At 67.9% G+C, this 26133-nt stretch carries 21 protein-coding genes and 1 pseudogene; 18 read left to right on the top strand and 4 right to left on the bottom strand.

What is annotated here, in order from left to right:
• Window positions 1-119 precede the first annotated feature (119 nt).
• The 5 genes from NJ1_RS08790 to NJ1_RS08770 all read left to right on the top strand — a co-directional run bounded on the left by NJ1_RS08790 (window position 120) and on the right by NJ1_RS08770 (window position 5483).
• Window positions 120-1730, top strand: coding sequence for an MFS transporter (locus NJ1_RS08790; RefSeq protein ID WP_067690039.1), 1611 nt, complete (start codon window positions 120-122; stop codon window positions 1728-1730).
• Window positions 1731-1740: 10 nt separating this feature from the next.
• Window positions 1741-3114 (top strand): FAD-dependent oxidoreductase, encoded by a 1374-nt coding sequence (locus tag NJ1_RS08785; protein ID WP_067690036.1) that lies wholly within the window; start codon window positions 1741-1743, stop codon window positions 3112-3114.
• A gap of 212 nt (window positions 3115-3326) precedes the next feature.
• Window positions 3327-4385 (top strand): M23 family metallopeptidase, encoded by a 1059-nt coding sequence (locus tag NJ1_RS08780; RefSeq protein ID WP_067690033.1) that lies wholly within the window; start codon window positions 3327-3329, stop codon window positions 4383-4385.
• A 36-nt stretch (window positions 4386-4421) separates the two neighbouring features.
• On the top strand, window positions 4422-5078 hold the full coding sequence (locus tag NJ1_RS08775; RefSeq protein WP_067690030.1) for a hypothetical protein: 657 nt from the start codon (window positions 4422-4424) through the stop codon (window positions 5076-5078).
• A gap of 3 nt (window positions 5079-5081) precedes the next feature.
• A complete protein-coding gene (locus NJ1_RS08770) occupies window positions 5082-5483 on the top strand; it encodes a hypothetical protein (protein ID WP_067690028.1) in 402 nt (133 codons plus the stop codon).
• Between the two features lie 55 nt (window positions 5484-5538).
• Here the strand turns inward: NJ1_RS08770 and NJ1_RS08765 are convergent, their stop codons facing one another.
• On the bottom strand, window positions 5539-6216 hold the full coding sequence (locus tag NJ1_RS08765; RefSeq protein WP_067690025.1) for a TetR/AcrR family transcriptional regulator: 678 nt from the start codon (window positions 6214-6216) through the stop codon (window positions 5539-5541).
• A gap of 92 nt (window positions 6217-6308) precedes the next feature.
• On the opposite strand from NJ1_RS08765, the gene NJ1_RS08760 reads away from it, so the two are divergent.
• Window positions 6309-7748 (top strand): MFS transporter, encoded by a 1440-nt coding sequence (locus tag NJ1_RS08760; RefSeq protein ID WP_067690023.1) that lies wholly within the window; start codon window positions 6309-6311, stop codon window positions 7746-7748.
• 359 nt (window positions 7749-8107) lie between these two features.
• Window positions 8108-9016 (top strand): STAS domain-containing protein, encoded by a 909-nt coding sequence (locus tag NJ1_RS08755; protein WP_067690020.1) that lies wholly within the window; start codon window positions 8108-8110, stop codon window positions 9014-9016.
• Window positions 9017-9020: 4 nt separating this feature from the next.
• Here NJ1_RS08755 and NJ1_RS08750 read toward each other — a convergent pair.
• The 3 genes and pseudogenes from NJ1_RS08750 to NJ1_RS08740 form a co-directional block, all read right to left on the bottom strand.
• Window positions 9021-10585 (bottom strand): annotated as a pseudogene (locus NJ1_RS08750) (adenylate/guanylate cyclase domain-containing protein).
• Window positions 10586-10645: 60 nt separating this feature from the next.
• Window positions 10646-11452 (bottom strand): helix-turn-helix transcriptional regulator, encoded by an 807-nt coding sequence (locus NJ1_RS08745; protein WP_084477896.1) that lies wholly within the window; start codon window positions 11450-11452, stop codon window positions 10646-10648.
• A 302-nt stretch (window positions 11453-11754) separates the two neighbouring features.
• Window positions 11755-12009: a hypothetical protein gene (locus NJ1_RS08740; protein ID WP_067690017.1), complete on the bottom strand. Its 255-nt coding sequence runs from the start codon at window positions 12007-12009 to the stop codon at window positions 11755-11757.
• 279 nt (window positions 12010-12288) lie between these two features.
• Between NJ1_RS08740 and NJ1_RS37885 the strand changes: the two genes are divergently transcribed.
• The 11 genes from NJ1_RS37885 (at window position 12289) to NJ1_RS08695 (ending at window position 25988) form a co-directional block, all read left to right on the top strand.
• On the top strand, window positions 12289-12489 hold the full coding sequence (locus NJ1_RS37885) for a CsbD family protein (protein ID WP_084477895.1): 201 nt from the start codon (window positions 12289-12291) through the stop codon (window positions 12487-12489).
• A gap of 4 nt (window positions 12490-12493) precedes the next feature.
• Entirely contained in the window at window positions 12494-12649 is a 156-nt protein-coding gene (locus NJ1_RS38860; protein WP_157573843.1) for a hypothetical protein, read from the top strand.
• 317 nt (window positions 12650-12966) lie between these two features.
• The gene (locus NJ1_RS08735; protein WP_067690012.1) at window positions 12967-15204 is read left to right on the top strand and encodes a SulP family inorganic anion transporter; all 2238 of its coding nucleotides are present in this window, start codon (window positions 12967-12969) and stop codon (window positions 15202-15204) included.
• 206 nt (window positions 15205-15410) lie between these two features.
• Window positions 15411-17645: a SulP family inorganic anion transporter gene (locus tag NJ1_RS08730; protein WP_067690010.1), complete on the top strand. Its 2235-nt coding sequence runs from the start codon at window positions 15411-15413 to the stop codon at window positions 17643-17645.
• A 540-nt stretch (window positions 17646-18185) separates the two neighbouring features.
• On the top strand, window positions 18186-18962 hold the full coding sequence (locus NJ1_RS08725; RefSeq protein ID WP_245717292.1) for a (2Fe-2S)-binding protein: 777 nt from the start codon (window positions 18186-18188) through the stop codon (window positions 18960-18962).
• Between the two features lie 343 nt (window positions 18963-19305).
• Window positions 19306-21378: a threonine--tRNA ligase gene (gene thrS, locus NJ1_RS08720; protein WP_067690209.1), complete on the top strand. Its 2073-nt coding sequence runs from the start codon at window positions 19306-19308 to the stop codon at window positions 21376-21378.
• Between the two features lie 70 nt (window positions 21379-21448).
• Window positions 21449-22063, top strand: coding sequence for an ATP adenylyltransferase (locus NJ1_RS08715; protein ID WP_067690004.1), 615 nt, complete (start codon window positions 21449-21451; stop codon window positions 22061-22063).
• A gap of 82 nt (window positions 22064-22145) precedes the next feature.
• A complete protein-coding gene (gene pgsA, locus NJ1_RS08710; RefSeq protein ID WP_067690001.1) occupies window positions 22146-22817 on the top strand; it encodes a phosphatidylinositol phosphate synthase in 672 nt (223 codons plus the stop codon).
• A gap of 20 nt (window positions 22818-22837) precedes the next feature.
• The gene (locus tag NJ1_RS08705; RefSeq protein WP_084477904.1) at window positions 22838-23824 is read left to right on the top strand and encodes a phosphatidylinositol mannoside acyltransferase; all 987 of its coding nucleotides are present in this window, start codon (window positions 22838-22840) and stop codon (window positions 23822-23824) included.
• The gene (locus NJ1_RS08700; protein WP_067689998.1) at window positions 23821-24945 is read left to right on the top strand and encodes a glycosyltransferase family 4 protein; all 1125 of its coding nucleotides are present in this window, start codon (window positions 23821-23823) and stop codon (window positions 24943-24945) included. The genes NJ1_RS08705 and NJ1_RS08700 overlap by 4 nt, the downstream gene beginning before the upstream one ends.
• The gene (locus NJ1_RS08695; protein ID WP_067690207.1) at window positions 24945-25988 is read left to right on the top strand and encodes an NUDIX hydrolase; all 1044 of its coding nucleotides are present in this window, start codon (window positions 24945-24947) and stop codon (window positions 25986-25988) included. The genes NJ1_RS08700 and NJ1_RS08695 overlap by 1 nt, the downstream gene beginning before the upstream one ends.
• Window positions 25989-26133: the final 145 nt, after the last annotated feature.

The raw sequence follows: 26133 nt of genomic DNA, 5'->3' as shown, positions 1-26133 counted from the left end.
TCCGTCACGCCCTCCCGGCCATAGCGTGGACACCGCACTGTTCGCGGTGCGGTTCATCCATCGAAAAGTGTTGTGGTGCAGTCGAATGCTGCCGCAACGAGGCCAGGGAGTGAGAGACGATGTCTACGATCACCACACGGGACACATCACCCGATGCCGACGCGAGACCCGGGCGCACGCGCGCCGGGTGGGTACTGTTCCTGGTCTGCGCGGCCATCTTCATGCTCATGCTCGACGCGACCATCGTCTCGGCGGCATTCGCCGATATCCGCAATGATTTCGACGCCTCCATCGACGAACTGCAATGGGTCGTCGATGCCTACGCGTTGCCGCTCGCGGGACTGCTGCTGAGCTTCGCCTCGGCGGGAGATCGGTTCGGGCGCAGGCGGATCTTCGTGACCGGCATGGCGGTGTTCACACTCGCCTCGCTGGCGCTGGGACTGTCGGGAACGATCCTGCAACTCGATATCCTGCGGGCGGTGCAGGGCGTGGGGGCCGCCATGCTGTTCGCCACGGCGCTGCCGCTGCTGGCCGCGGCGTTCCCGCAGCGCGCCGCCCGGGCCCGCGCGATCGGGGTGTACGGGGCGGTGATGGCGGGCGCGACGGTCGCCGGGCCGGTGCTCGGCGGGGCGCTGGTGACCAGCTTCGGGTGGCGTTCCATCTTCTATGTGAATGTGCCGATCGGGGTCGTGATCGTGATCGCCGCGCTCGCCCTCATGCCCGAGACGACACGGGCATCGGGCCGCCGGACCGACTGGCTCGGATCGGTGCTGCTCACAGCCGGATTGGTAAGCGGCGTGTTCGCGCTGACCCGTGGCAACGCGATGGGCTGGACCTCCGCGACGGTGCTCGGGCTCGCCTGCGCGGCGCTGGTGCTGCTGGCCTGCTTCCTGGTGTGGCAGTCGCGCAGCGCGCATCCGCTGCTGGACATGTCGATGGTGCGCACGCCCGGATTCACCGGGACCGCGGTGGTGTCGGTCGCTCATATGGCGACCATGATGGCCGCGGCCAACTATCTGGCGCTGTACCTGGTCAATACGCTCGGATACACGCCGTTGCAGATGGGCCTGCGACTGCTGCCGGTCAGCGTCGCGGCGCTGGTGGCCGCGCCGTTGGCGATGGTGGTGTTCAACCGGGTGCCGTTCTCGGTCTCGCTGCCGCTGCTGCTCGGGCTCGTCGGGTTGGGCATGTGGTTGATGAACGATTTCGATCCGGATGAATCCTGGACCTATTTCGTGCCGGGCATGATCATCGCCGGACTGGGGGTCGGCGCCATCAGCGGCGTCGGGCAGGCCGCCGCGCTGACCTTCGCCTCGGATCAGGACGCCGGAATGTCCAGTGCCACCTTCGGCACGCTGCGCCAGGTCGGCATGGCCGTGGGCGTGGCCGGGCTCGGGGCGATGTTCAGCCACGCCGCGAGGGCAGGCGCCGGTGATCAACTCGCCGCGTTGCCCGCCGCAAGCGTGCCCGCCGGCGTGCACGCCGATCTCGTGGAGGCGGTCGGCTCGGGCGCGGGAACGGCGGTGGTGGACTCCATGCCACACGAATTCGCCTCGGCGGCACCGGTACTGGTCAAAATCGCGGCGACGGCCTCGACCGATGGGCTCAACGCGATGAACACGCTGGGCGCGACGATCGGGCTCGGCGGTGCGGTGGTCGCGGCCCTCGCGTTCCTGCTCGCCCGGCGATCACGGGCCGTGCACACTCGCCTGGAGTCCGGCGTCTCGTAACGTAGCGGGCATGAGCGAACGCTTGGTGGTCATCGGTGGGGACGCGACCGGAATGTCGGCGGCGTCGCAGGCGCGCAGGCTCCGCACACCCGAGGAGCTCGAGATCGTGGTGTTCGAACGGGGACACTTCGCCTCGTACTCCGCGTGCGGGATCCCGTACTGGGTCGGCGGCGAGGTCCAGGACCGCGACTCGCTGATCGCGCGCACCCCCGATGAGCACCGCGCCCGCGATATCGATCTGCGAATGCGCACAGAGGTGCTCGAGCTCGACATCGAGGGACGGCGGGTGCGCAGCCGGGATCTCGAGTCCGGGGCCGAAACCTGGACCGGATACGACAAACTCGTGATCGCCACCGGCGCCACCCCGATCCGCCCGCCACTGGCCGGAATCGACGCCCCCGGCGTGCACGGGGTGCAGACCCTGGACGACGGACAGGCGCTGATCGACACCCTCGAATCGAGCCCGGGCCGCCGGGCGGTCGTGGTCGGCGCGGGCTATATCGGGGTGGAGATGGCCGAGGCGTTCATTCACCGCGGATACGAGGTCACCCTGATCAATCGCAGCGCCGAGCCCATGGCCACGCTCGATCCCGATATGGGCGTGCTGATCCAGAAGGCCATGGAGGACATGGGAATCCGGGTCGTGTGCGATGCCGAGGTGACCGCCATCCACACCGACGAGGCGGGCCGCGTCCGCGCCGTCGCCACCGCCGACGCCGAATTCGCGGCCGACGTGGTGGTGCTCGGCATCGGCGTGCGGCCCGCCACCGATCTGGCCCGCGCGGCCGGACTGCCGCTGGGCGCGAGCGGGGGCCTGCTCACCGATCTGGCCATGCGGGTGCACGGGCACGAGAACATCTGGGCCGGAGGCGATTGCGTGGAGGTGCTGGACCTGGTCTCGGGTGTGCAGCGGCACATCCCGCTCGGTACGCACGCCAACAAGCACGGGCAGATCATCGGTTCCGGCATCGGCGGGGAGTACGCCACGTTCCCCGGGGTGGTGGGCACGGCGGTGAGCAAGGTCTGTGATCTCGAGGTCGCCCGCACCGGACTGCGGGAGAAGGACGCCGCCGCCGTCGGCCTGCAGTTCGTGACGGTGATCATCGAATCCACCAGTCGCTCGGGCTATTTCCCGGGTGCGGCGCTCATGACGGTGAAGATGATCGCTGAACGCCGGACCGGGCGACTGCTGGGCGTGCAGATCGTCGGGCGCGAGGGAGCGGGCAAGCGCATCGATATCGCGGCCGTCGCCCTGACCGCGCGCATGACGGTGGAGCAGATGACCGCCCTCGATCTCGGCTACGCTCCGCCCTTCTCGCCCGTGTGGGATCCGGTGCTGGTCGCCGCGCGCAAGGCGGTCTCGGCGGTGCGGCGCCTGGGCTGAGGGCCGTGGGGTTCTGGGCGCCGTTGCCGATCCGGTTGATCGGCAACGGTTTCGGTGGACGCACCCTCGCCGCCGGATTCGGACCGGTTGGTGCCGAAGGTCCGGATAGCGCGTATTCGCTGGTCGGCTGGACTCACAGCTTCGGGTGGTATGGTCTCGCACCCGTGGCAGGTTGATGCCCTGCCGACGGCGCGTAGGAGGGTGCAGGTCTGTTGCAGGGCGATGGATTCCAGGAATACGACCAGCGAGAATACGACCAGCAAGAATACGACCAGCAGGGCTATGGTCGGCAGGATTACGGCCTGCGAGATCACGACCAGCGGGACTATGGTCGGCAGGATTACGGCCTGCGAGATCACGACCAGCGGGACTATGGTCGGCAGGATTACGGCCTGCAGGATTACCGCCCGCGGGAGTACGGCCGACAGGACGACGGTCTGCGGGAGTATGGCCGGCAGAACCACGACCGGCAGGAGTACGCGGTTCCGCGCAGGGTGCCGCGCGGGCGCGACGGCGCGCATCGGCGGCCCTCCACCCTTCCCGCACTGCGCGGGCGAATCGTCGTCGCGGCGGTCGCCATGGGTGCCGCGGTCTCGGCGATGCAGGCCGGAATGCAGGACCTGTCCGCACACGGCAAGGACGTGACCGACACCGCCGCACAGGAAGCCGTCGCGCTCTCGGCCGCCAGTCTCACCTCCACCGATGATCACGCCGGCGGAACCGATACGCACCCGGGCGGGACCGACGCGCATTTCCCCGAGATCCTCGAGGCCGCTCCGGTGGAGGACCTGGCCAACTACCAGGACATCCTGGCCAACGGCGAACACTTCGCCGAGGACGACGCTCAGCGGGCGACCTCCGGACTGCGGCCACTGTTCATGAAATTCGCCTCGGGCACCTTCACCTCCGGTTTCGGAGCCCGGTGGGGAGTGGAACATCTGGGCGTGGATGTGGCCGCGCCGATCGGAACACCCATCTACGCCGTCGAAGACGGCAAGGTGATCAGCGCGGGCCCCGCCTCCGGATTCGGCATGTGGGTGCGTCTGCAACACGACGACGGCACCATCACCGTCTACGGTCATGTCGACACCGCCACCGTCTCGGTGGGCCAGCGGGTCATGGCCGGTGATCAGATCGCCACCGTCGGCAATCGCGGCTTCTCCACCGGGCCGCACTGCCATTTCGAAGTGTGGCTCAACGGCTCCGACAAGGTCGACCCCCTGCCGTGGCTCGCCAGCCGCGGCATCTCCCTCGGTCCCGAACGCGACTGACGCGGCATTCGACCGGTAAGCGTTTAGCATTCGGGTATGCGTCGTCACGGGTGGTTGCGAGCCGCCGCGCTGGGCCTGCTCGTCGTGATGACGAGTGGATGTATCGGGGCGGTGGACCGGGCCGATTTCGAGCACGAGTTGCGGGGGCGCGGCGGGGGATTGGATGGCGCGCTGGCGGACTCGGCTCTCGCGGCCCTGCGCGAGCGGCTGGGGACCGGTGAGGTGCAGGCGAACGTCATTCTGCTCACCGCGCCGAACTCGACGGGCTTCCGGCTGGTGCTGTCCGATCAACCCGACCAGGTGACGCGGTTCTTCGCCGCGCATCCGGATACGACCGCCCGGCAGGCGGCGGTGCGGCTGCGAGTACGCGGTGAACCCGGCGCGCGCCGGCTCGATGACTATTGCTTCACCCTCGGTGCGCTCGGCACGGCCGAGCCCGTGCGAGTGTCGGCGTTCGACGATCTCGACGGTGAAGGATTCACCACCGGTGAGGTGACGGGCCTCTCGCGTCTGACGGAGATCGTGGACACCGCGCTCGCGCGCAGCGAACTGCCCGACGGTCAGGTCACGGTGATCGTGGTGAGCCGGTTCGGACGCGAGATCCGGATGGTCGCCAACGTGTCCTCGCCCCGTACCGAGATGATCGCCGAATTCGATCGCACCGGTGCGTTCCTGCGGATACAGCAGGCCTGAGCCATGACGAAACTTCTGCTCACCGCCGCATCCGCCGGTGTGAGCGTCGGCCTGTTCAGCATCGTCGTCCCCGTGGCGATCTGGCCGGGCGAGGCGAAACTCACCGCGCCCCTTTTCTGTTCGCCGCCGTACACCGAACCGATGGTGGTGTCGGACACCTTCCACGATTCGGAGGGGACCTCGACCAACTACACGCTCTACTGCGTGTCCGATCGGGGCGCGGTCACGGACGAGGGATTCGTGCTGCCGTTCCTGGTGCTCCTGGCGGCGCATATCGTGATCGTCACTGTGCTGGTGCTGCTGGGGGGTCTATGGGTTCGACGCCACCCCACCCCACCGCAGGACTCGGGGACAACGGCTTTCGAACCGCTCGTCTACGGACCGCACGAGCCCGATCCGCTCTGAGCGCGCGCGGCGCGCACCGCGTCCGGGGCGGCCGGATATCGCGGTGGTGCGGTGCTCAGGCGGGTTTCGGTGCGCCCGCGAGCAATCCGTCGATCAGATTCTCGAGGGCCGTCGAGGTGCGGTAGTCGGCGCGGACATCGGCCCAGCGCGGCAGCATGCGCAGGACAGCGGGGAACTCGGTCAGGTGCTCGGTCGCCTGGTCGGTCCAGCGCGGGCGGGCAGCGCCCGCGGCCGCGGCGCTCGCGCGCTCGTCCTCCGCCCGCCGCATCATCAACTCGCCCAGGACGAATCGCCACGTGACGTTGTACATGTAGCCCGCGTACTCGTCGGACATCCCCAATTCGTTTGCCGTGGAAACGAATTCGTCGAGGATCCACATGGCCGCGCGGCCGAATGATTCGCCCGCCACGAGAAGCTCGATGACCCAGGGTATTCGGTGCAGCGTGTCGATGAGGTAGTCGATGATCGCGACCAGCCGATCGCGAGGGTCGGCGGGGAGGTCGGGCCGCTCGAGCTGTCCGGCGCGGGCGCTGAGCACCGCGATGAAAAGCGCCGCCTTGGTGGGGAAGTGGTGGTAGAGGGCGGCGGTGCTCACGCCCAGTTCGTCGGCGAGCCCGCGCATGCTGAAGTCGGCCTGACCGGATGTGCTGATCAGGTGCATGGCGGTCTCGACCACGGTGTCGCGGTTCAGTCGGACCGGGCGGCCGCGCCGGCGGGTGGGGTCGGCTGGCATGGGCTCCATTCTGCGGATCGACCCTCTCGACAGCTTGGTAAGGGTGTGCTAACTCTTATTAAAATACGCGTTATTTTATTAAGGAGGCCGCCATGGCGACTCAACCCGGAACCAATCGGAAAGCGACGCTCGCCGTCGTGTTCCTGGTGATGTTCCTCGTTTCTCTCGACCTGTCGATCGTCAATGTGGCGCTGCCGGAGATCGATTCGGCCTTCGGCTTCGGGCCCAGCGGTCTGAGCTGGGTGATCAACGCCTTCATGCTCCCGTTCGCAGGACTCATGCTGCTGGGCGGACGGCTCGCCGATCTGACCGGACGCCGCACGCTGCTGCTGGGCGGATTGGCGGTCTTCGCGCTGTTCAGCGCCTGGGGCGGCGCCGCGCAGCAGGGCTGGGAACTGCTGATCGGCCGGGCCGGGCAGGGGATCGCGGCCGCGGTGCTCGCGCCCATGTCCCTGGCCCTGGCCACCTCCGAATTCCCCGAGGGGACCCAGCGCGCCCGCGCCATGGCGGTGTGGGGCGGCGCGGGTGCGGCCGGTGGCGCGGTGGGTGTCGTGCTCAGTGGCCTGCTCACCGATCACCTCGGCTGGCGCTGGGTGATGTGGGTGAACCTGGTGTTCGTCGCGGGTGCGGTGATCGCGGTGCTGCGCGGGGTGAGCAATGTGGTGACGCGGCCCGGGCGCGTGGATGCCATCGGTGCGATCCTGGTGACCTTCGGGGTGAGCGCGCTGGTGCTCGGCGTCATCGCGACCGACCGCGACGCCTGGGGATCGCCGCCCGTGCTGGCCTGGTTCGCCGCCGGACTCGTGGCGCTGGCGCTGTTCGCCGTGGTCGAGACCCGGGTGTCCGAACCACTGGTGCCGCTGGACCTGCTGCGCCGCCGATCCCTCATCGGTGCAACGGTTTTCGGATTCTTGCTGGTCAGCGGACAACTCGCGAGCTTCTACTTCGTCGCCCAATTCCTGCAGCGAGTACTGGATTACAGCCCGACGCGCACCGGAGTGGCCTTCCTGCCCTTCTGCGTGGGCGTGGTGGTCGGGCTGCGCGTCGCGATGGCGGTCATACTCCGGACCGGTACCCGGCCGGTGTTGCTGGTGGGCGGTCTGGTCGGCGCGGCCGGACTGCTCTGGTTCGGACAGGCCGACACCTCCACCACCTACCTGGGCGGCTTGCTCGGTCCGTCACTGGTGGGCAGTCTCGGCATCGGCGCCGCCATGGTGGCCATGGGCATGGCCGCGGTGACCGGGATCGAACCCGACCGCTCCGGCCTGGCCTCCGGAATCCTCAACAGCGCCCGGCAATTGGGCGGCTGCCTCGGCCTGGCCGTACTGGTCACTGTGGCGACCCGCACGATCGGCGGCGCCACCGATCCGGCCTCGCTGGCCCACGGCTATACCACCGCGCTCTGCCTGGGCGCGGCGCTGCTGGCCGTCGGCTCGGTGGTCGCGGCGCTGATCGTGCCGGGTCGCGCGGGCGCATCCGGCGGGGAGGCGGCGCGGGATCGAGTCCATCAGGCTGTCCACGGCGGCGAATGAACTGTGCGACGTTCTCGGGGCGGGCCGCTGGATCCGGGCGGAGGTGGGCAGGGCAGGATCAGCCGTCGGGCCGGGGCGAGGGTGTGAGTCGGGTCGAATTGGCTTCCAGGGTGAGGTAATCGGTCAATTCGGTCAGATTTCTCGGAATCGCTTCAGTTCGGGGTGGGTTGCCGCTTAGCATCTTTGCGGTCCCGATAGCGGGCGACTTGCTCGCGGGCTGGGAGTGCGGACGTAGGCTGGAAGCGCTGCCGCGCACCCGGGGCCGATTCCGCACGACGGTGTGCGTCGGTGTCGCGACCGCCATCCGGCGGTCGCACCGAGTCCGCAATCCCGGTATCGAACCCGCGGGGAGACAAAGCATGTCGGATCTGTCGGAAAGAGTGTGGCAACACGAGGTGATCTCGGGCGCGACGACCCGGGACGGCTTGCTGACGGAACTCGTCGCACACCTACGGCGGAATCGGACCATGCTGCGCGAGGAGTGGGCGCGGCGGATCACCGACGCCGAACTGCTCACGGCCATGTCGCCGGACGAGATCTTCTCCGAGGCCACCTCGCTCTACGACAATTACGTCGCGGTGCTCGAGACCGGATCGGTCGAGGCATTGCAGAACTACGGCCGGAATCTGTCCGAGCGCATCATTCCCCGAGGCGTGGAGACCGACGAGGTCCTCGGCATCGTGCTGCTGCTGCGAGATGTCCTCGCCCGCAGTCTCTTCGAGAAGTACCAATCCGACTTCGACCTGCTCAAAAGGGTGCTCGACGCGTACGAACCGGCCGCGAACCGGATCGCCAACACCGTGGGCGTCTCCTTCGTGGAGGAACGTGAACGCGTGATCCGCCAGCAGCAGGAGGCGATTCGCGAGCTCTCCACGCCGGTGTTGCAGGTGCGTGAGCAGCTGCTGATTCTGCCGATCATCGGTGTGCTGGACTCTCAGCGCGCACGCCAGCTCACCGAGCAGTTGCTGCGCGCGATCCGCGCCAATCGCGCCAAGGTCGTGGTCATCGATATCACCGGTGTGCCCGCGATCGACTCCACCGTCGCCAATCACCTGGTGCAGACGGTGGATGCCTCGGGTCTGATGGGTGCGAACGTCATCATCACCGGTCTGTCCTCGGAGATCGCGCTCACGCTGGTCACCATCGGTTTGGACCTGTCCAAGATGAACGCCGTCGGCGACCTCCAGGGTGGCATGGAGTCGGCCGAACGCCTGCTCGGCTACGAGGTCCGGCGCATCTCCGACGGCCGCACCACCTCCCCGAACTGATCGCTCAGTTGCGCGGACGAGCCAGCTGGGTGGGTGCGATCCGCCCCCGCAGCGTCACCGATTCGCCCAGCTCCCAATGCTTCTGCTCGGTGAGATCGGCCGCGTCGACCGCGCTGCCGGACGCCAGCACGCGAGCGTCGTCGTACTTGGCCAGCTCGCACAGGCGCGCCGCCTCGTTCACCGCGTCACCGATGACGGTGAATTCGTAGCGCTGATGCGCGCCGACATTGCCGGCCACCACTCGACCCGCCGCGATGCCGATTCCGGCGTCGAATTCGGTTGCCTCGGTGGACAACCGGCGTCGAATGGCCCGCGTGGCCGCGAGCGCCGCACCCGCGGCGTCCGGCAACTGCCGGGCGTGCCGAATACCGCGAGGGCCGCATCGCCCTCGAACTTGTTGAGCAGCCCTCCGTATCGCTCGACCTCGTCCACGACGATGCCGAAGAAACCGTTCAGGATCGCGACGATCTCGTCGGCGGGTCGGGTCGCGGTCATGGTGGTGGAACCGATGATGTCGACGAAGATCGCCGCCGCGTCGCACTCCTGACCGCCCAGTGACTGAGTGCGGGTGAGCGCGGCCTCGGCGACGTCGTCCCCGACATGGCGGCCGAACAGGTCCCGGATCCGTTCGCGTTCGCGCAGTCCGTGCGCCATCCGGTTGAAACCGCTTTGCAACTCGCCCAATTCGGTGCCGTCGTACACCGTGACCGCGACATTCAGGTCGCCGTCCTCGACGCGTCGCAGTGCCCGGCGCACGCTGCGGATCGGCGCGACCGTCGCGGCCAGGGTCTGCACCATCAGACCGCCGCCGAAGATCAGCGTCGCGCCGCCGAGCGAGAGCACGCAGACCGCGAGCCGTTCGGTGCTGACCTCGTCCCCGGACAGCGCCAGCACCGCCACCACCATGAGCAGCGTCACCGGGGTGCCGGACCCGACCATCCACACCAGGACCGACCGGCCCAGTACGCCGAGTCCGCGCAACCGCCGCGTCGGCGCGGCGTCCAGCACGCGGGCGGTGACCGCACGCAACGCGAACTCCGCGATCAGATAGCTGTTGGCGCACACCACGATCGCGCTGAACCCGATGCCGAGCACGAACTTGGGCACATATCCGGGATCCATGAGCCCGTAGAGCGGGGTCAGTACGGCCATCGCGCCGAACCACAGCACGGCCTGCTGCCAGGTCAGCCGCCGGGGCACCGCGGTGGCTGCGCGTTGTTCGGCTTCGGTCGGGATGCGATCGGAATCGATGGCCCAGCGCAGGGTCCGTACACCCCATACGGTTCCCCAGCCGAAGCCGGCACCCAGCGCGACCGCCACGCAGATCGGCCCGGCGACGAAATTCAGCAGTGCGAGGCTGCCCAGGAACAACGGCGGTCCGGGCAGCACGAAGCCGATCAGCACGATCGCGACGATGATGCCGGTGATGTTCGAGGCCAGCATCGGCACCGTCAGCAGCAGCTGGATCCGGACCCGGCGCGATATCGCGCCCTCATCGGCGGGCCCGAGCAGCCGTGACCCCCACGGGGCTGTGCCCAATGCCTGGGGTGTCGCCTCACCGTCGACCATTCGTGCAGCTTATGGCAGGTCGGAGTGATGCTGTCGGCCATACCCGCCGACCTGCGGAGATCAATTCGGCGGCAGCGAAACCGGCTGGGTCGGCAGGCCGATGAAGACCTGGATCTGATCCGGATAGGCGGTGTTCTGAACCCGGAAGAGCTGGACCATGATCGGGCACGGCGCCCCGGTGTCCGGGTCGCGCAGGTGCATGATCGCGCGATCGCGCCCGTAGGCCACCGCGCCCTCGTCCCAGATCTCGCGGAACAACCGATGCCGTCCCAGATCCTCCAGCAGTTCGGTCGACCACTCGGTGGCGCCACTGGATGCGATGAGACTGCGCAGCCATTCGACGGTGAGCCGCAGTTCGTGCTCCCACTCGACGATGACGCGTCTGGAGAGTTCATTGTTCAAGAACCAGCGCAGGATATTCACATCCTCGCGCAAGCCCGGGAACGCCCGGGCATAGCTGTCATTGCACGCCAGCACATTCCATCGGGTGTCGATGTAGGCGGCCATGCGCGGTTCGTGGATGGCGAGCGCGCGCAGCATGTCGGGTGTGAGCGCGCCGCGCAATTGCTCGACGGTCGGGAACTCCTCCGAGCTCAGTCCGGCCAGGTCCAGCAGATGCCGCTGTTCGGCGGGAGAGACCGGGGTGACCCGGCTCAGGTAGCGCACCAGGGCGTCGACGACCTCGCGCGTGGGGTGACCGCGGTCGCCCTTCTCCAGATGGGTCACGTAGCTGGCGCTCACTCCGGCATTGAACGCCAGCCGCTCTCGCGAAACCCGCCGGTCCTCGCGCAGCTTGCGCAGCAGCAGACCGAAGGACGGTGGCTGCAACTCGGCGGCCCCGATGAACTTCATGGTCGGATCCACCATTGATCACCCTTTACAGCACACGAGCGGCCAGGTGGTTTCCACACGATGCCCGAATGGCATCCCCGTCTCTCAGTTCAATTCTTTCCTATTTCTTTACTGTGCCAGGAGGGTAAAGACAACCTGAACTCTTCGCAAGTCGAACGGGCGAATCCGTCCCACTGAGCGAACCACTGGAATTCGGAGTGAGGTTGAAGCCGGCACTGGTAGCCTGAGCGATTTATCGGAATCGGAGATTTGCGAAGCGAATTGGGTAATGTTCCGGCAATCGTCGAGTGTGACCATCGCCGTCGCGGACCGTTCGATTACGACCCGGATTGTTCCTCCGTATGAAATCGGTTGTGCTCGATGGTGATCCAGACGAAACCGGAGATCAGCGCGACGGCCGTCGCGGACGCCCCGGCGATTGTCCAGTCATCGGAGTCCGTTCCGGTGAGGGTCCAGGCGAGGGTGAGAACGCCCAGCAGGAGCAGGGACAAACCCGGCCAGGTGACCCCGTCGAGCACGGTCGGCGGGGTGGTGGTGTGCGCGGATTCCGAAATTCCGTAGTAGTGCGTCATCGAACGACACTCCTTACAGCGTGCTGGTTCCTTGTGCCGTGGACGGGTAACCCCATCCGTCACTCGTGAAACTGCTGTAACGGCGCGTCGCGCGCATGTCGTCGAACTCGAATTATTTTGCGGGGCTGAGTATTTCGAACCGAATACTCGGTAGGGTGCAGGGGTGGTGGTCGTTTTTCGATGAGCGGCCGACCGGTTTGAAAACACCGAAAAGGGTTATTGCCCTGATGAAGCCGTCTTCGGCTCCCGGAGTCGGCTGATCCGACAAGAGGTTTGCCCATGAGTGGTAGCAGCAAGGTCAGGAACAAAATCGACAAACTGAGCGGCCGCGCGCGTCAAGCGTTCGGCGAGGCGATCGGAGACCGGCGGATGGCCGGCGAAGGCCGTCGCCGGCAGTTGGCGTCCGATGTCAGAGGCGCGGGGGAGAAGCTCAAGGACGCCCTCCGCTCCGGCCGTGGTCGTCGTCGGACGGTGCGGTGACGTGATGGCCAATCGGACGGGTGGACCGCGGCACGACTCCGGTGACGTCGTCGCGGTCTGGCCGGACCCCAGCCCGCTGCACGACTGGTGGGAAGCGGTCGTGCTGGGACCGGAATCCGGAACGGGCTCGGAAGCGGCGGCGGACCCCGCCGCGGACTGATTCCACGACGAACACTTCAGCGACGGATGAACACTGACGAATACGGACGAGCGGGCCGGGTGGTCGACCACCCGGCCCGCTGTTCTGCCTGGGTATCGTTCTAGTCGAGTGGCCTAGATCACAGTTCGATAAGGGTTCGTCTCAATCGCCGCAAACCCTTTCCGGATCCTTTGCATCGTCTTTACGATTACCGCGTTCCCCGAGATCTTGATCTTCATAGCGTCGTGCTGTCACAGCCACGCCCGCCGCTCGCTCTCGATGCCAGTACATGTTGACCGATGAACCGGACGGCCCCGCCGTGCCGGCGAAGGAGAAATATGTCCACCGTCACCGAACAGCTTCCACGGACGTCGCTTCCCGGAACCGGGAAATGGCACAGTGCGGACCTGATCCGACGCGATCTACCCGCCTCCGTGGTGGTGTTCCTGGTTTCCCTGCCGCTGTCCATCGGCATCGCCGTCGCCGTGGGCGCACCGGTCGCCGCCGGACTCATCGCCGTGATCGTGGGCGGCGTGGTCGCCGGGGCGCTGGGCGGCTCCAGCTTGCAGGTCAGCGGCCCGACCGCCAGCCTGACCGTGATCGTCGCCGAATCGATCAACCAATTCGGCTGGGCGGCCACCTGTTTCATCACCGTGCTGGCCGGGATGCTGCAAATCCTGTTCGGGCTCAGCAAGATCGCGCGCGGCGCCCTCGCGATCGCGCCGGTCGTGGTGCACGCGATGCTCGCGGGCATCGGCGTGGTGATCGGCCTGCAGCAGATCCACGTGCTGCTGGGCGGCGACTCGCTCAGCAGTTCCTGGGAGAGCATCGCCGGACTGCCGCATCAGTTGCGCGTCGCCCACGTGGGGGACCTGACTCTGGGCGTCGTGGTGATCGCCATCCTGATCGGCTGGCGGCATGTGCCCGCGGCGATCAAGCGAGTGCCCGCGCCGCTGGTCGCGGTCCTCGTGGCGACTCTGCTGGCAATGGTGCTGCCCACCCGGGTGGAGCACATCGTGTTGGACGGCTCGCTGCTGGACGAGATCCGCCTGCCGCAGGTGCCGCACGGCGGCTGGGCCACCGTCGCCCTGACTGCGATGACCATCGCCCTGATCGCGAGCGTGGAAACCCTGCTCTCGGCGGTCGCGGTCGACCGGATGCGACCGGGTCAGAGCTCGGGTCGCAAGAGCGACCTGGATCGCGAACTGATCGGGCAGGGCACGGCCAATATGGTGTCCGGAATGATCGGCGGCCTGCCGATCGCGGCGGTGATCGTCCGCAGCATCACCAATGTGAAGGCGGGCGCGCAGACCAAGGCCTCGACCATGATGCACGGGCTGTGGATCCTGCTGTTCTCGGTGGCGCTGGTCGGGGTGGTGCGCCAGATTCCCAAGGCGGCGCTCGCGGGGCTGCTCATCGTGGTCGGCATCCAGCTCATCAAGCTCGCGCACGTGCGGCGGGCCCGGCGCACCGGTGACCTGGTGGTGTACGCCGCGACCATCATCGTGGTGGTGTTCTGGAACCTGTTGCTGGGCATGCTCGTCGGACTCGCGCTCGCGTTCGCGCTGCTGCTGTGGCGGGTGGTGAAGGTCTCGGTCGTGTCGGAGGCGATCGAGCCCGGGCGGTGGCGGGTGAGTGTGGACGGCACGTTCACCTTCCTGGCGCTGCCGAAGCTGTCGGCAGAACTGGCCAAGGTGCCCGCGGGTGCGGCGGTGACGGTCGAGATGACCGTCGACTTCCTCGATCACGCCGCGCACGACGCGATCCAGGAGTGGGTGAACGAGCATCGGCTCGCCGGCGGCACGGTCGACTTCGTCGAGATGGGCACGGTGCGCATGGCCGGCACCGGCGACGGGCCGCCCGCGCGCGGACATTCGCGGCACATGCTCAACGAGGTGCTGGGACCGTGGCGGCGCACCGGCGCCGATGTGGATCCGATCGTGGCGGGAGTGGCCGCCTACCACCGCAGTCACGCGCATGTGGTGCGACCGCATCTGGGGGTGCTGCGCGACAGCCAGGAGCCGGATTCGCTGTTCGTCACCTGCGCCGATTCGCGCATCGTGCCGAACGTCATCACCAACAGCGGTCCCGGTGATCTGTTCACGGTGCGCAATGTCGGCAATCTGATTCCGACGGACGGGCAGGATTCCTCGATGGAGGCCGCGCTCATCTATGCCCTGGACAAACTCGACGTGCGCTCGGTCGTGGTGTGCGGGCATTCGGGCTGCGGTGCGATGGAGGCGCTGCACTCCGAGGCGGTGACCGGGTCGAATCTGGATCATTGGCTGGCGCACGCGCAGCCGAGTCTGCTGCGGTACCGGCTCGGGCATCCGGTGGCGCTGGCGGCGGCCGCTGCCGGCTACCGGCCGGTGGATCAGTTGGGCATGGTGAACGTGGCCGTGCAGTTGGAGACGCTCTACGCGCATCCGGTGGTGCGCCGCGGGGTCATCGAGCGCGGAGTGGTGCTCTCGGGTCTGTTCTTCGACATCTCCACCGCCAGAGTGGTGGAGGTCACCGTCGACGGCATCGCCGAGATCGACGACGTCGGACGGCCTGTAGCAGCACAACCTGCGTGATATTCCGGTCACGGGCGCGAATCCTGCGAAGGGTTCGCGCCCGTTTCAGATTGTGGCGCAAGTTTTCTCAGGCTTTGCTAAGTCTTTACTTCTAATCTTGCGACAGCTCGTCCGGTGAGTCTGTGGCCAACGCCGTCCACAGCAGTATTCGATGCCCCTCAGCACATGTCTCTTGCGGAGCGAGATCGCTTCGGAGAAGGAGCGCCATGTCGATCGACACCGATTCACCGCCAGGCAGACCCAGCGGCCGGCTCAACACCGTGCTGCGCCATGATCTGCCCGCATCCATTGTGGTCTTCCTGGTCGCACTACCACTGTCCCTCGGCATCGCGGTCGCCTCCGGCGCCCCGATCGCCGCGGGACTCATCGCCGCCGTCGTGGGCGGCGTCGTGGTGGGCCTGATCGGCGGTTCGCCGCTACAGGTCAGCGGTCCCGCAGCCGGCCTGACCGTGGTCGTCGCCGAGACGATCAACCAGTTCGGCTGGAAGACAGCCTGTTTCATCACCGTCGCCGCCGGCATTCTGCAGATCCTGTTCGGTCTGAGTCGAATCGCCCGCGCGGCCCTGGCCATCGCACCCGTGGTCGTGCACGCGATGCTGGCCGGCATCGGTATCACCATCGCCCTGCAACAGCTGCACGTCCTGCTCGGGGGAGCATCGCGCAGCAGTGCGTTCCAGAATCTCGTGCAGCTGCCCAGCGAATTGCTGAGCCTGCACGGCGACGACTTCGCCATCGGCTTGGTCGTGATCGCCATCATGCTGAGCTGGAAGTACGTGCCCGGCAGGTTCAAGATGCTGCCCGGGCCGCTGGTCGCGGTCGTCATCGGCACCGTGCTCTCACTCGTGCTGCCCGGCAATCCGGAGCGAATCGTGTTGAGCGGCTCGCTGTTCGACGCGATCGGTCTCCCGCAGATGCCCAGCGGAAACTGGGGAGCGGTCGCACTGGCCGTGCTCACCATCGCACTGATCGCCAGCGTCGAGAGCCTGCTCTCGGCGGTCGCCGTCGACAAGATGCACACCGGCCCGCGCACCGATTTCGATCGCGAACTCGTCGCACAGGGCGCGGCCAATATGACCTCCGGCCTGCTCGGCGGTCTGCCGGTCACCGGCGTCATCGTGCGCAGCGCCACCAATGTGCAAGCGGGGGCGCGCTCTCGCGCGTCGGCGTTCCTGCACGGAATCTGGCTGCTGGTGTTCGCCGTGGCCCTGGTGGCCGTGGTGGAGCAGATTCCCAAGTCCGCGCTCGCCGGTCTGCTGATCGTGATCGGCATCCAGCTGGTGAAGCTGGCGCACATCCGGCTCGCCCGCCGCACCGGCGATATCGCGGTGTACACGGTCACGGTGCTCGGCGTGGTGTTCCTGAACCTGCTCGAGGGCGTGCTGATCGGTCTGCTGCTGGCCTTCGCGCTGCTGCTGTGGCGCGTGGTGCGCGTCGCGGTGTCGGCCGCCCCGGTCGGTACCGATCGCTGGCTGGTCAGCATCGACGGCACCTGCACCTTCCTGGCGCTGCCCAAGCTGTCCTCGGAGCTGGCCAAGGTGCCCGAGGGCGTCACCGCGCTGATCGAGATGAGCGTGGACTTCCTGGACCACGCCGCCTACGAGGCCATTCACGACTGGGCGCGTCAGCACGAAAGCACGGGCGGCACAGTCGAGTTCGTGGAACTCGGCACCGCCTCGATGGCCGACTCGCTGACCGGTCCGCCGGTGCGCGGGCGGGCTCGCGGCCTGCTGGACGAGGTGCTTCGCCCCGAGCAGGACGGCGAGAGTCCCGGTCAGGACGGGGAGAGCCGCAACCCGGTCACCCAGGGCGTGGCGACCTACCATCGCCGCAACGCCCACGTGGTTCGCCCGCATCTGGACGAGCTGCGAGACGGGCAGAATCCGCACTCGCTGTTCATCACGTGCGCCGATTCGCGCATCGTGCCGAACGTGATCACCAATACCGGACCCGGTGATCTGTTCACGGTGCGCAATGTCGGAAACCTGGTCCCCGCCAACGGACGTGACAGTTCCATCGAGGCCGCGCTGGCGTTCGCGATCGAGGAGCTGGCGGTCGATCACGTGGTGGTCTGCGGCCATTCCTCGTGCGGCGCAATGAAAGCCCTGCTGGCGGGTGCGCCCACGGGAGCGGGACTGGGCGCGTGGCTCGCACACGGCCGGCCCAGCCTCGAGCGTTTCACGCTCGGGCATCATCCGGTCGCCCAGGCCGCCGCGGCCGCCGGGTTCGGCGTCACCGACCAGCTCAGCATGGTCAATATCGCCGTCCAGCTGGGCACCCTGCGCGCGCATCCGGTGGTTCGGGATGCGGTGCGGCGCCGCGGGATCAGCGTGTCGGGTCTGTTCTTCGACATCGGCACCGCGCGCGTCATCGAGGTGACCGCCGAGGGCATTTCCGAGATCGCCGACGCCGACCTATCGGCCTTGGCGACCGTCCTCAACTGACCGGCCCGGGGTGCGCGGAGCCGACTCCGCGCATCCCGGCCCCGTCCGATCGGAAGACACCACCGGACTCACCGCCGAGTGACTCGAACGTGCAGGCGCCTCCTCGCGAGCGCCTGCACGTTCGCGTGTGCCGGGCCGGGTGTTCTGTGCGGGCCCAGGTGTCGAACGCCGCGCTGTTCGCGATGTCGCCGACCACGCTCGGGTGAGTGGTGGACCGGGTCGCCCGATCCGCGGAATGTCGGGGTCCGCCGCGGGATGGACTCGATCTGCGAGGCGTTGGTCTCGAAGTGAAATCTTCTGCGCTGCTTGCCTGTTGGCGGAGGCGTCCTGCCGCCCTCCGGTGGTCCGGCCGATTCCGGGCGCGCCTGCGGTACGTCTGGTTCGGCGCCGCCTAATCTGATGTCCGCGTGCGCGGGGCGGGAGAGCGGCGGCGAGCCGAGGCAGTGGCGCGCTGTGGCGAAGATCGTGACATCGTGGAGGTATAGCCCCGGGTATCGGCGGCTGGATCGGAGTCGGATGGAAATGGTTGCGCAGCCCCCTGTGTCGAGGGCAGCGGTGCCGGGCACCGAGCTGCTGGACCCGCGATGGCTCGAGGACCGGATCTCGGAGATGGGGATCTCCTGGGGCACCGGGGACGCACGGGTGTCGGGGACGCTGTGGTGGTGCATGGCGGCGTCGTCGCTGATCGCGCCGATCGTCGAGGCGTTCGCGACCGGCAGTGCGGCCATGGATCCCGCGCTCGAGCACATCGCGTGCGAGATTCGGCCCGACGGCGGGATCGAGAGGGTGTTTCCCGTTCCGGGGATCGGCGAGTTCGACGATCTCGAGATGGCCGGTTCGATCCTCGGGGATATCGCCGCCGACGTCACGGTGGGCGAGTGGGCGGGCGCGGGCGAGCGGCCGAGCACGCCCGGCGCGGGTGCGGGACCGGGGGCCGATTCGTGCTGCGGCGCTGCGCCGGACGAGCACGGATGCTCGATCGGGCATCGGCTGCGGGTCTCGCTCTCACGGGTGATTCCGGTGGTCGCACAGGTGTCGGGGGCGAGCGTGCCGTCGCTGTGGGCGATCGTCGCGGACGCCATCGGGAACCGGGCGCTGGACGCCGGAGATCAGGACGCGGCCGCGCGGCTGGCGCACGAGGTCGCCGGGCGACTGCCGGTTCCGCGATTCAGCGATATCGGGTCGCGGACGTTCGTGCGCCGGATCTCCTGCTGCCTGGTGTTCGAGGTGCCCGGATCGGAGATGTGCACGAGCTGCCCGAAACGGCCTGCGGCGCAGCGGGAGAAGTTGCTGTACGAGCTGGCGACGCGGGGCTGACCGGATCGGCCGCACGGTGCGCGTCGATTCCGGCCGCGCCAGCCCGCTGGTCTCGCGTGCCGCGATCTGGGCGATTTCCGCATAACCCGAGGTAGAACCGAGTCGGCGGGGGCAGGTCCGGAGGGTCGCCCCCGACGGCGGCGCGGCGGGGCCGGTCCATCGGCACGCGGCCACCCCCATGCCGATAGCATGGTGCGCGCCGGAGCAAAGCGTTTCGCGAAGTATGGCGAGCGTGACCGGCTGTGATCGCGGGGACCTCTCCCCGCGCGTCCACCCCAGCACTGCCCGACACGAACGGCCGGACCGAGCGGTCCGCCGCCAGATTGCCAAGGAGCGCACAGCCGTGACCACCTCAGCCGCAAGGACCCCAGCCGCCCTCGTCCGGGTGCCGGCCGGGACTACGGCCGGGGCCGCGGTGCGCGAGGCAGAACTGCCGAACAAGGGTCCCGAAGCCGTCATCGTCGTGCGCGACGGTGAGGGCAACCTCAAGGACCTGTCCTGGATCCCCGAGGTCGACGTCGAGGTCGAGGCGGTCACCGCCGACTCCGAGGACGGCCGCAGCGTGATCCGGCACTCGGCCGCCCACGTGCTGGCCCAGGCCGTGCAGCAGGAGTTCCCCGAGGCGAAGCTGGGCATCGGCCCCTTCATCAAGGACGGCTTCTACTACGACTTCCAGGTGCAGCGCCCCTTCACTCCCGAGGATCTGACCAAGCTCGAATCCCGGATGAAGAAGATCGTCAAAGGCGCGCAGCGCTTTTCGCGTCGCGTGGTCGACGTCGAGGAGGCCCGGGTCGAACTGGCCAAGGAGCCGTTCAAGCTGGAGCTGATCACCGACAAGTCGGGTATCGACGATCCGGAGATCATGGAGGTCGGCGGCAGCGACCTGCAACCGAACGAGCTGACCATCTACGACAACCTGGACCCGCGCAGCGGCGAGACCCTGTGGGGCGACCTGTGTCGCGGCCCGCACATCCCGACCACCAAGTACATTCCCGCCTTCAAGCTGACCCGCAGCTCCGCCGCCTACTGGCGCGGTGATCAGAGCCGCGAGGATCTGCAGCGCATCTACGGCACCGCGTGGGAATCGCAGGAGGCACAGGACGAATACCTGCGTCTGCTGGAAGAGGCCGAGAAGCGCGATCACCGCAAGCTCGGTCTCGAGCTGGACCTGTTCTCCTTCCCGGACGAGCTGGGCTCGGGCCTGCCGGTGTTCCACCCCAAGGGCGGCATCATCCGCAAGGAGCTCGAGGACTACTCGCGCCGTCGCCACGTGGCCGCGGGGTACGAGTTCGTCAACACCCCGCACATCACCAAGGGCCACCTCTTCGAGGTCTCGGGCCACCTGGACTGGTACCGCGAGGGCATGTTCCCGGCCATGCACCTGGACGCCGAACTCAACGAGGACGGCACGGTCCGCAAGCCCGGCCAGGACTACTACGTCAAGCCGATGAACTGCCCGATGCACAACCTGATCTTCCGTTCGCGCGGCCGGTCCTACCGGGAACTGCCGCTGCGCATGTTCGAGTTCGGTTCGGTGTACCGCTACGAGAAGTCCGGTGTCGTACACGGTTTGACCCGTGTGCGCGGCATGACCCAGGACGACGCGCACATCTACTGCACCAAGGAGCAGATGCACGCGGAGCTGACCAGCACCCTGCAATTCGTGCTCAGCCTGCTGCGCGACTACGGCCTGGACGATTTCTACCTCGAACTCTCGACCAAGGATCCGAAGAAGTTCGTCGGATCGGACGAGCTGTGGGAGGAGGCCACCGAAACCCTGCGCAAGGTGGCCACCGACTCCGGTCTGGACCTGGTGCCCGATCCGGGCGGCGCGGCCTTCTACGGACCCAAGATCTCCGTGCAGGCCAAGGACGCGCTGGGTCGCACCTGGCAGATGTCCACCATCCAGCTGGACTTCAACCTGCCCGAACGCTTCGAGCTCGAGTACACCGGCTCCGATGGTCAGAAGCATCGCCCGGTCATGATCCACCGCGCGCTGTTCGGTTCCATCGAGCGCTTCTTCGGTGTGCTGACCGAGCACTACGCGGGTGCGTTCCCGGCCTGGCTCGCGCCGGTGCAGGTGGTCGGCATCCCGGTCGCGGCGGACTTCGCCCCGCATCTGGACGCGGTGATCGAGGAACTGCTCTCGCACGACATCCGCGCCGAGGTGGATCGCAGCGACGACCGCATGCAGAAGAAGATCTTCAACCAGACCGCGCAGAAGATCCCGTTCATGCTGCTGGCCGGTGCGCGCGATGTGGAGGCGAACGCGGTGAGCTTCCGGTTCCGGGACGGCACCCAGGTCAACGGCGTGCCGGTGGCCGACGCCATCGCCACCGTCCGGGACTGGGTCGCGCGGCGCGAGAACACCTCGCCCACCGCCGAGGGCTTCGAGATCCGATCGGCCACGGCATGAGTGGTCAGGGGCCGGAGGCGGCAGCTTGTGTAACCACGGAGGGCCTCCACGCATGCCAAGGAGATGCAGCATGAGTGGTCAGGGGCCGGGGGGTATTGCCGAAGAGACTGCCGGGCAACAGGATTCGGCCGGGCAGATCATCGATTGCGGCGCGGGGGAACCCGATCGCCTGCAGCGGCTCTGGACCCCCTACCGGATGTCCTACATCGTCGGGGCGACGGCCGATCGTGAAGTGCCGCAGGAGGATGCGCCGAAGAAGACCGGCCATCCCTTCACCGACATCCCGCAGATGTCGGACGAGGACGGGCTGGTGCTCGCGCGCGGGCAGTGGGTGTACGCGGTGCTGAACCTGTACCCGTACAACCCCGGCCACATGATGGTGGTGCCCTACCGCCGCGTCGCGAACCTGGAGGACCTCACGCTCGAGGAGAGCACCGAGCTGATGGCCTTCACCCAGCAGGCCATCCGGGTGATGAAGCAGGTCTCGCGGCCCGAGGGCTTCAATGTCGGCCTCAATCTCGGTGGCGTGGCGGGCGGTTCGCTCGCCGACCATCTGCATCAGCACATCGTGCCCCGCTGGAGCGGGGACGCGAACTTCATCACCGTGGTCGGTGGGGTGAAGGTGATGCCGCAGCTGCTGCGGGAAACCCGAGCTCTGCTGGCGGGGGCATGGAAGGAGGCGTAGGTGAGCCACACTTGCGCAGCCCGGCTCGCCGTAGCCGACCGGGTGCGGGTGCCCCGCAAATCATGGAAGGAAAGCGACTAGCGTGCTGAGCTTCTTCGGTCGCGAGACGTTCGCCAAAGCGACTGCGCCACTGGGCAAAGCACTGGTGAGCACGGGGCTCACCCCGAACGCGATGACGCTCATCGGCACCACCGCCTCGATCGCCGCGGCGGTGACGCTGTTCCCCACCGATCACCTGTTCTGGGGAACGATGGTGATCTGGCTCTTCGTCATGTTCGACATGCTGGACGGCGCGATGGCCCGCGCGCGCGGCGGCGGCACGAAATACGGTGCGGTGCTGGACGCCACCTGCGACCGGGTCGCGGACGGCGCGATCTTCGGCGGTCTGGCCTGGTGGGCGGTCTACCACGCGCATTCGGGGCATCTGTTCGCCGCGACGCTGGTGGTGCTGGTGACCTCGCAGGTCATCTCGTACGCCAAGGCGCGCGCGGAAGCCAGCGGCCTGTCGGCGGACGGCGGCATCATCGAACGACCCGACCGGCTGGTCATCGGGCTCGTCGGCGCCGGTTTCACCGGCATCGGCGGCTATTTCGAGATCGAATGGCTCACCTACGCGGTGTACGTGGCCATCTACGTGCTGGCGGTATTGAGCACCATCACCGTGTTCCAGCGTGTGCTGGCCGTGCGCAGTTCACCCGGCGCGCGCGACATCATCGCCCCCGTGGCGAAGGCTCCGGAGGAACCGCAGCGGTGAGTACCGACTTCAGATCCGCGATGACCGACAAGGCCTACGCGGCAGGGTGGGCGCTCGTGCGCACACTGCCCGAGGGCGCGGCCCGGCGACTGTTCGACGCGGGAGCGGACGTCGCGGCCCGCAGGATGAATCGCGCGTCCCGCCGGGGTAAGCCGAATCAGTTGCGCCGCAACCTCTCCCGAGTGCTGGGTACGACACCCGAGCAGGTGCCCGACGAACTGATCCGCGCGAGCATCCGCTCGTACGCCCGCTACTGGCGCGAAGCGTTCCGGCTGCCGACCATGGATCACGTGGCGCTGGGAAAGCAGCTGTGGGTCAACGGCATCGAACATCTGGACACGGTGCTCGAACGCGGGAACGGCGCGGTGTTCGTGCTGCCGCACTCGGGCAACTGGGATATGGCCGGGACGTTTCTGGTGCAGCATCACGGCACCTTCTCCACGGTCGCCGAGCGGCTCGAGCCCGAATCGCTCTTCGAGCGCTTCGTGGAGTTCCGCGAGAGCCTGGGCTTCGAGGTGTTCCCGCTGACCGGCGGTGAGCAGCCGCCCTTCGGTCTGCTCGCGGAACGGTTGCGGCAGAACAAGGTCGTGTGTCTGATGGGGGAGCGCGACATCACCGGTAAGGGCGTGCCGGTCACCATGTTCGGCGAGCGGACCTGGTTGCCCGCCGGTCCGATCAAGCTGGCCATCGACTCGGGCGCGGCGCTGATGCCCGTGCACTGCTGGTTCGAGGTCGACGAGCAGGGCCGCGAACGCTGGGGCATGCAGGTGTACGAGGACATCGACGTCTCGGTCGGCGTGCAGCCCGCCACCCAGGCGCTGGCGGATCGGTTCGCCGCCAACATCGCCGCGCATCCCGCGGACTGGCACATGCTGCAGCCCATGTGGGAAAGTGACCTCTCGCCGGCGCGGTTGGAGCGGATCGCCGCGGCGCAGCGAGCACTGGGGTACGGGGATCCGGTGACAGACATCGGTTCGCAGGGGCGCGGGGGAGACGGCACGCTATGAGAATCGGCATGGTCTGCCCGTATTCGTTCGATGTTCCGGGCGGCGTGCAGTCGCATGTCGTGGAGCTCGCGCAGGTGCTGATCGAACGCGGGCACCGGGTGAGCGTGCTCGCCCCCGCCGCCGAGGACACCCCGCTGCCGGACTTCGTGGTCTCCGCGGGCAAGGCGGTGGCGATCCCCTACAACGGTTCGGTGGCGCGACTGTCCTTCGGCCCCACCGCCTATACCCGGATCCGGCGCTGGATCGCGGACAACGATTTCGACGTGCTGCACATCCACGAGCCGAACGCGCCGAGCCTGTCGATGCTGGCGTTGAAGATCGCGGAGGGCCCGATCGTGGCGACCTTCCACACGTCCACCACGAAGTCCTTGGTGCTCAGTACTTTTCAGGGTGTGCTGCGCCCCTATCACGAGAAGATCAGCGGGCGGATCGCGGTGAGCGAACTGGCCCGGCGCTGGCAGGTCGAGGCGCTCGGCGGCGACGCGGTCGAGATTCCCAACGGTGTGGACGTGCCCGCCTTCGCGCATGCCCCACTGCTGCGGGGATATCCGCGCCCCGGCAGGTCGGTGCTGTTCCTGGGCCGCTTCGACGAACCGCGCAAGGGCATGGACGTGCTGCTGGGTGCGCTGCCGGAGCTGGTGCGCCGTCATCCGGACGTCGAGGTGCTCATCGTGGGCCGCGGCGACGAGGACCGCCTTCGCCGTGAGGCGGGCGAGAATGCCGGGCACCTGCGCTTTCTCGGCCAGGTCACCGATGCGGAGAAGGCCTCGGCCATGCGCAGCGCCGACGTGTACTGCGCACCGAACATCGGCGGGGAGAGCTTCGGCATCGTGCTCGTGGAAGCGATGGCCGCCGGAACCGCGGTGGTGGCAAGCGATCTGGACGCCTTCCGGCGCGTGCTGCGCGACGGCACCGCCGGAATGCTGGTCCCGGTGGGGGATTCCGAGCGGCTGGGCGAGGCCCTCGCGGGCATGCTCGAGGACACCGAGCGCCGCGAGGAATTCGTCCGCACGGCCAATCAGGTTGTCGGAGAGTACGACTGGCCGGTGGTGGCCGAGCAGATCCTGCGCGTGTACGAAACCGTCACCGTCGGCGGCGTTCCGGTCAGGACCGCCGGATGATCACCTTCTCCGCGACCACCATTCTGGTTCTCGCGCTCGTCGCCGCGCTGATCATCACGCTCGGCGTGTGGGCGTACACCACGGCCAATCGCCTGGACCGCCTGCACGTGCGCAGTGATCAGGCCCGGCTCGCGCTGGACGCGGCCCTGGCGCGCCGCGCGGTGGTGGCCCGCACGATCGCGGCACTGCTGGCCCGGCTGCACACCGCCCCCGAGCAGGTCGGTCAGTCCCGCCGTCTGATCACCCTGGCCGATCGCGCGGAACGCGCGGACTGGCAGGATCGCGAAACGGTCGAGAATCAGCTCGCCGCAGCGCTTTCCGCGGTCGAGATCTCCGCACTGCCGCCGCAGCTGGTCGCCGAGCTGGCCGATGCCGAGGCCCGGGTGCTGATCGCCCGGCGCTTCCACAACGACGCCGTCCGCGACACCCTCGCCCTGCGGACCCGGCGTGCGGTGCGGGTGCTGCACCTCGGCGGCACCGCGCCGCTGCCGACCTACTTCGAGATCTCCGAACGGGTGACGCCCGCGGCCTCCACGGGTCTGGAGGTCGACACCGTGCGCACCTCGGCCCGGATCGTGCTGCTGGATCGGGACGATCGCGTGCTGCTGCTGCGCGGGCACGACCCGAAGGTCCCCGACGTCGAATTCTGGTTCACCATCGGCGGCGGCGTGGATCCGGGCGAAGCGCTGCGCGATGCCGCGGTGCGCGAACTGCACGAGGAGACCGGCCACACGGTCGATCCCGCGCAGCTGTGCGGACCGCTGTGGCGGCGCGTGGCGGTGTTCCCCTTCAACGGCGAGCTCATTCGCTCCGAGGAACTGTTCTTCGTCCTGCGCGTGGACAATTTCGCGCCGAAGCCCGCGAACCTCACCTTCGTCGAACGCCGATCCATCACCGGCGACAAATGGTGCACGCCCGCCGATATCGTCGAACTGGATCAGTCCGGCGAGACGGTCTACCCGTATCACCTCGACCAGCTGCTGCCCGAGGCGATCAAGGCCGTCGAGTCCGGCACCGACCCCGAGGTCCGCTCGATTCGCTGAGGTTCTCGCACCCGGCGCCGGGTGCCCGAATCTCCCGGTCCTGGATGGTCGTTCGTCCAGTGGGCGGGACAGTCCCGGTGGAATCGGTGTCGGTGCGCGATCTTGACGCTACGGTGAGCCGATCAATGACGATCTGCGGCAAGGA

The organism is Nocardia jejuensis NBRC 103114, assembly GCF_001613145.1.
GTDB lineage: Bacteria > Actinomycetota > Actinomycetes > Mycobacteriales > Mycobacteriaceae > Nocardia > Nocardia jejuensis.
The sequence above is the reverse complement of the archived record's forward strand: the minus strand, read 5'-3'. Positions and strand labels throughout refer to the sequence as shown.

What these genes read in the sequence shown, in the direction of transcription:
- NJ1_RS08790 (WP_067690039.1), top strand. Translation starts at nt 120, where the DNA reads ATGTCTACGATCACCACACGGGACACATCACCCGATGCCGACGCGAGA.
- NJ1_RS08785 (WP_067690036.1), top strand. Translation starts at nt 1,741, where the DNA reads ATGAGCGAACGCTTGGTGGTCATCGGTGGGGACGCGACCGGAATGTCG.
- NJ1_RS08775 (WP_067690030.1), top strand. Translation starts at nt 4,422, where the DNA reads ATGCGTCGTCACGGGTGGTTGCGAGCCGCCGCGCTGGGCCTGCTCGTC.
- NJ1_RS08770 (WP_067690028.1), top strand. Translation starts at nt 5,082, where the DNA reads ATGACGAAACTTCTGCTCACCGCCGCATCCGCCGGTGTGAGCGTCGGC.
- NJ1_RS08765 (WP_067690025.1), bottom strand. Translation starts at nt 6,216, where the DNA reads ATGCCAGCCGACCCCACCCGCCGGCGCGGCCGCCCGGTCCGACTGAAC.
- NJ1_RS08760 (WP_067690023.1), top strand. Translation starts at nt 6,309, where the DNA reads ATGGCGACTCAACCCGGAACCAATCGGAAAGCGACGCTCGCCGTCGTG.
- NJ1_RS08755 (WP_067690020.1), top strand. Translation starts at nt 8,108, where the DNA reads ATGTCGGATCTGTCGGAAAGAGTGTGGCAACACGAGGTGATCTCGGGC.
- NJ1_RS08745 (WP_084477896.1), bottom strand. Translation starts at nt 11,452, where the DNA reads ATGGTGGATCCGACCATGAAGTTCATCGGGGCCGCCGAGTTGCAGCCA.
- NJ1_RS08740 (WP_067690017.1), bottom strand. Translation starts at nt 12,009, where the DNA reads ATGACGCACTACTACGGAATTTCGGAATCCGCGCACACCACCACCCCG.
- NJ1_RS37885 (WP_084477895.1), top strand. Translation starts at nt 12,289, where the DNA reads ATGAGTGGTAGCAGCAAGGTCAGGAACAAAATCGACAAACTGAGCGGC.
- NJ1_RS38860 (WP_157573843.1), top strand. Translation starts at nt 12,494, where the DNA reads ATGGCCAATCGGACGGGTGGACCGCGGCACGACTCCGGTGACGTCGTC.
- NJ1_RS08735 (WP_067690012.1), top strand. Translation starts at nt 12,967, where the DNA reads ATGTCCACCGTCACCGAACAGCTTCCACGGACGTCGCTTCCCGGAACC.
- NJ1_RS08730 (WP_067690010.1), top strand. Translation starts at nt 15,411, where the DNA reads ATGTCGATCGACACCGATTCACCGCCAGGCAGACCCAGCGGCCGGCTC.
- NJ1_RS08715 (WP_067690004.1), top strand. Translation starts at nt 21,449, where the DNA reads ATGAGTGGTCAGGGGCCGGGGGGTATTGCCGAAGAGACTGCCGGGCAA.
- NJ1_RS08705 (WP_084477904.1), top strand. Translation starts at nt 22,838, where the DNA reads ATGACCGACAAGGCCTACGCGGCAGGGTGGGCGCTCGTGCGCACACTG.
- NJ1_RS08700 (WP_067689998.1), top strand. Translation starts at nt 23,821, where the DNA reads ATGAGAATCGGCATGGTCTGCCCGTATTCGTTCGATGTTCCGGGCGGC.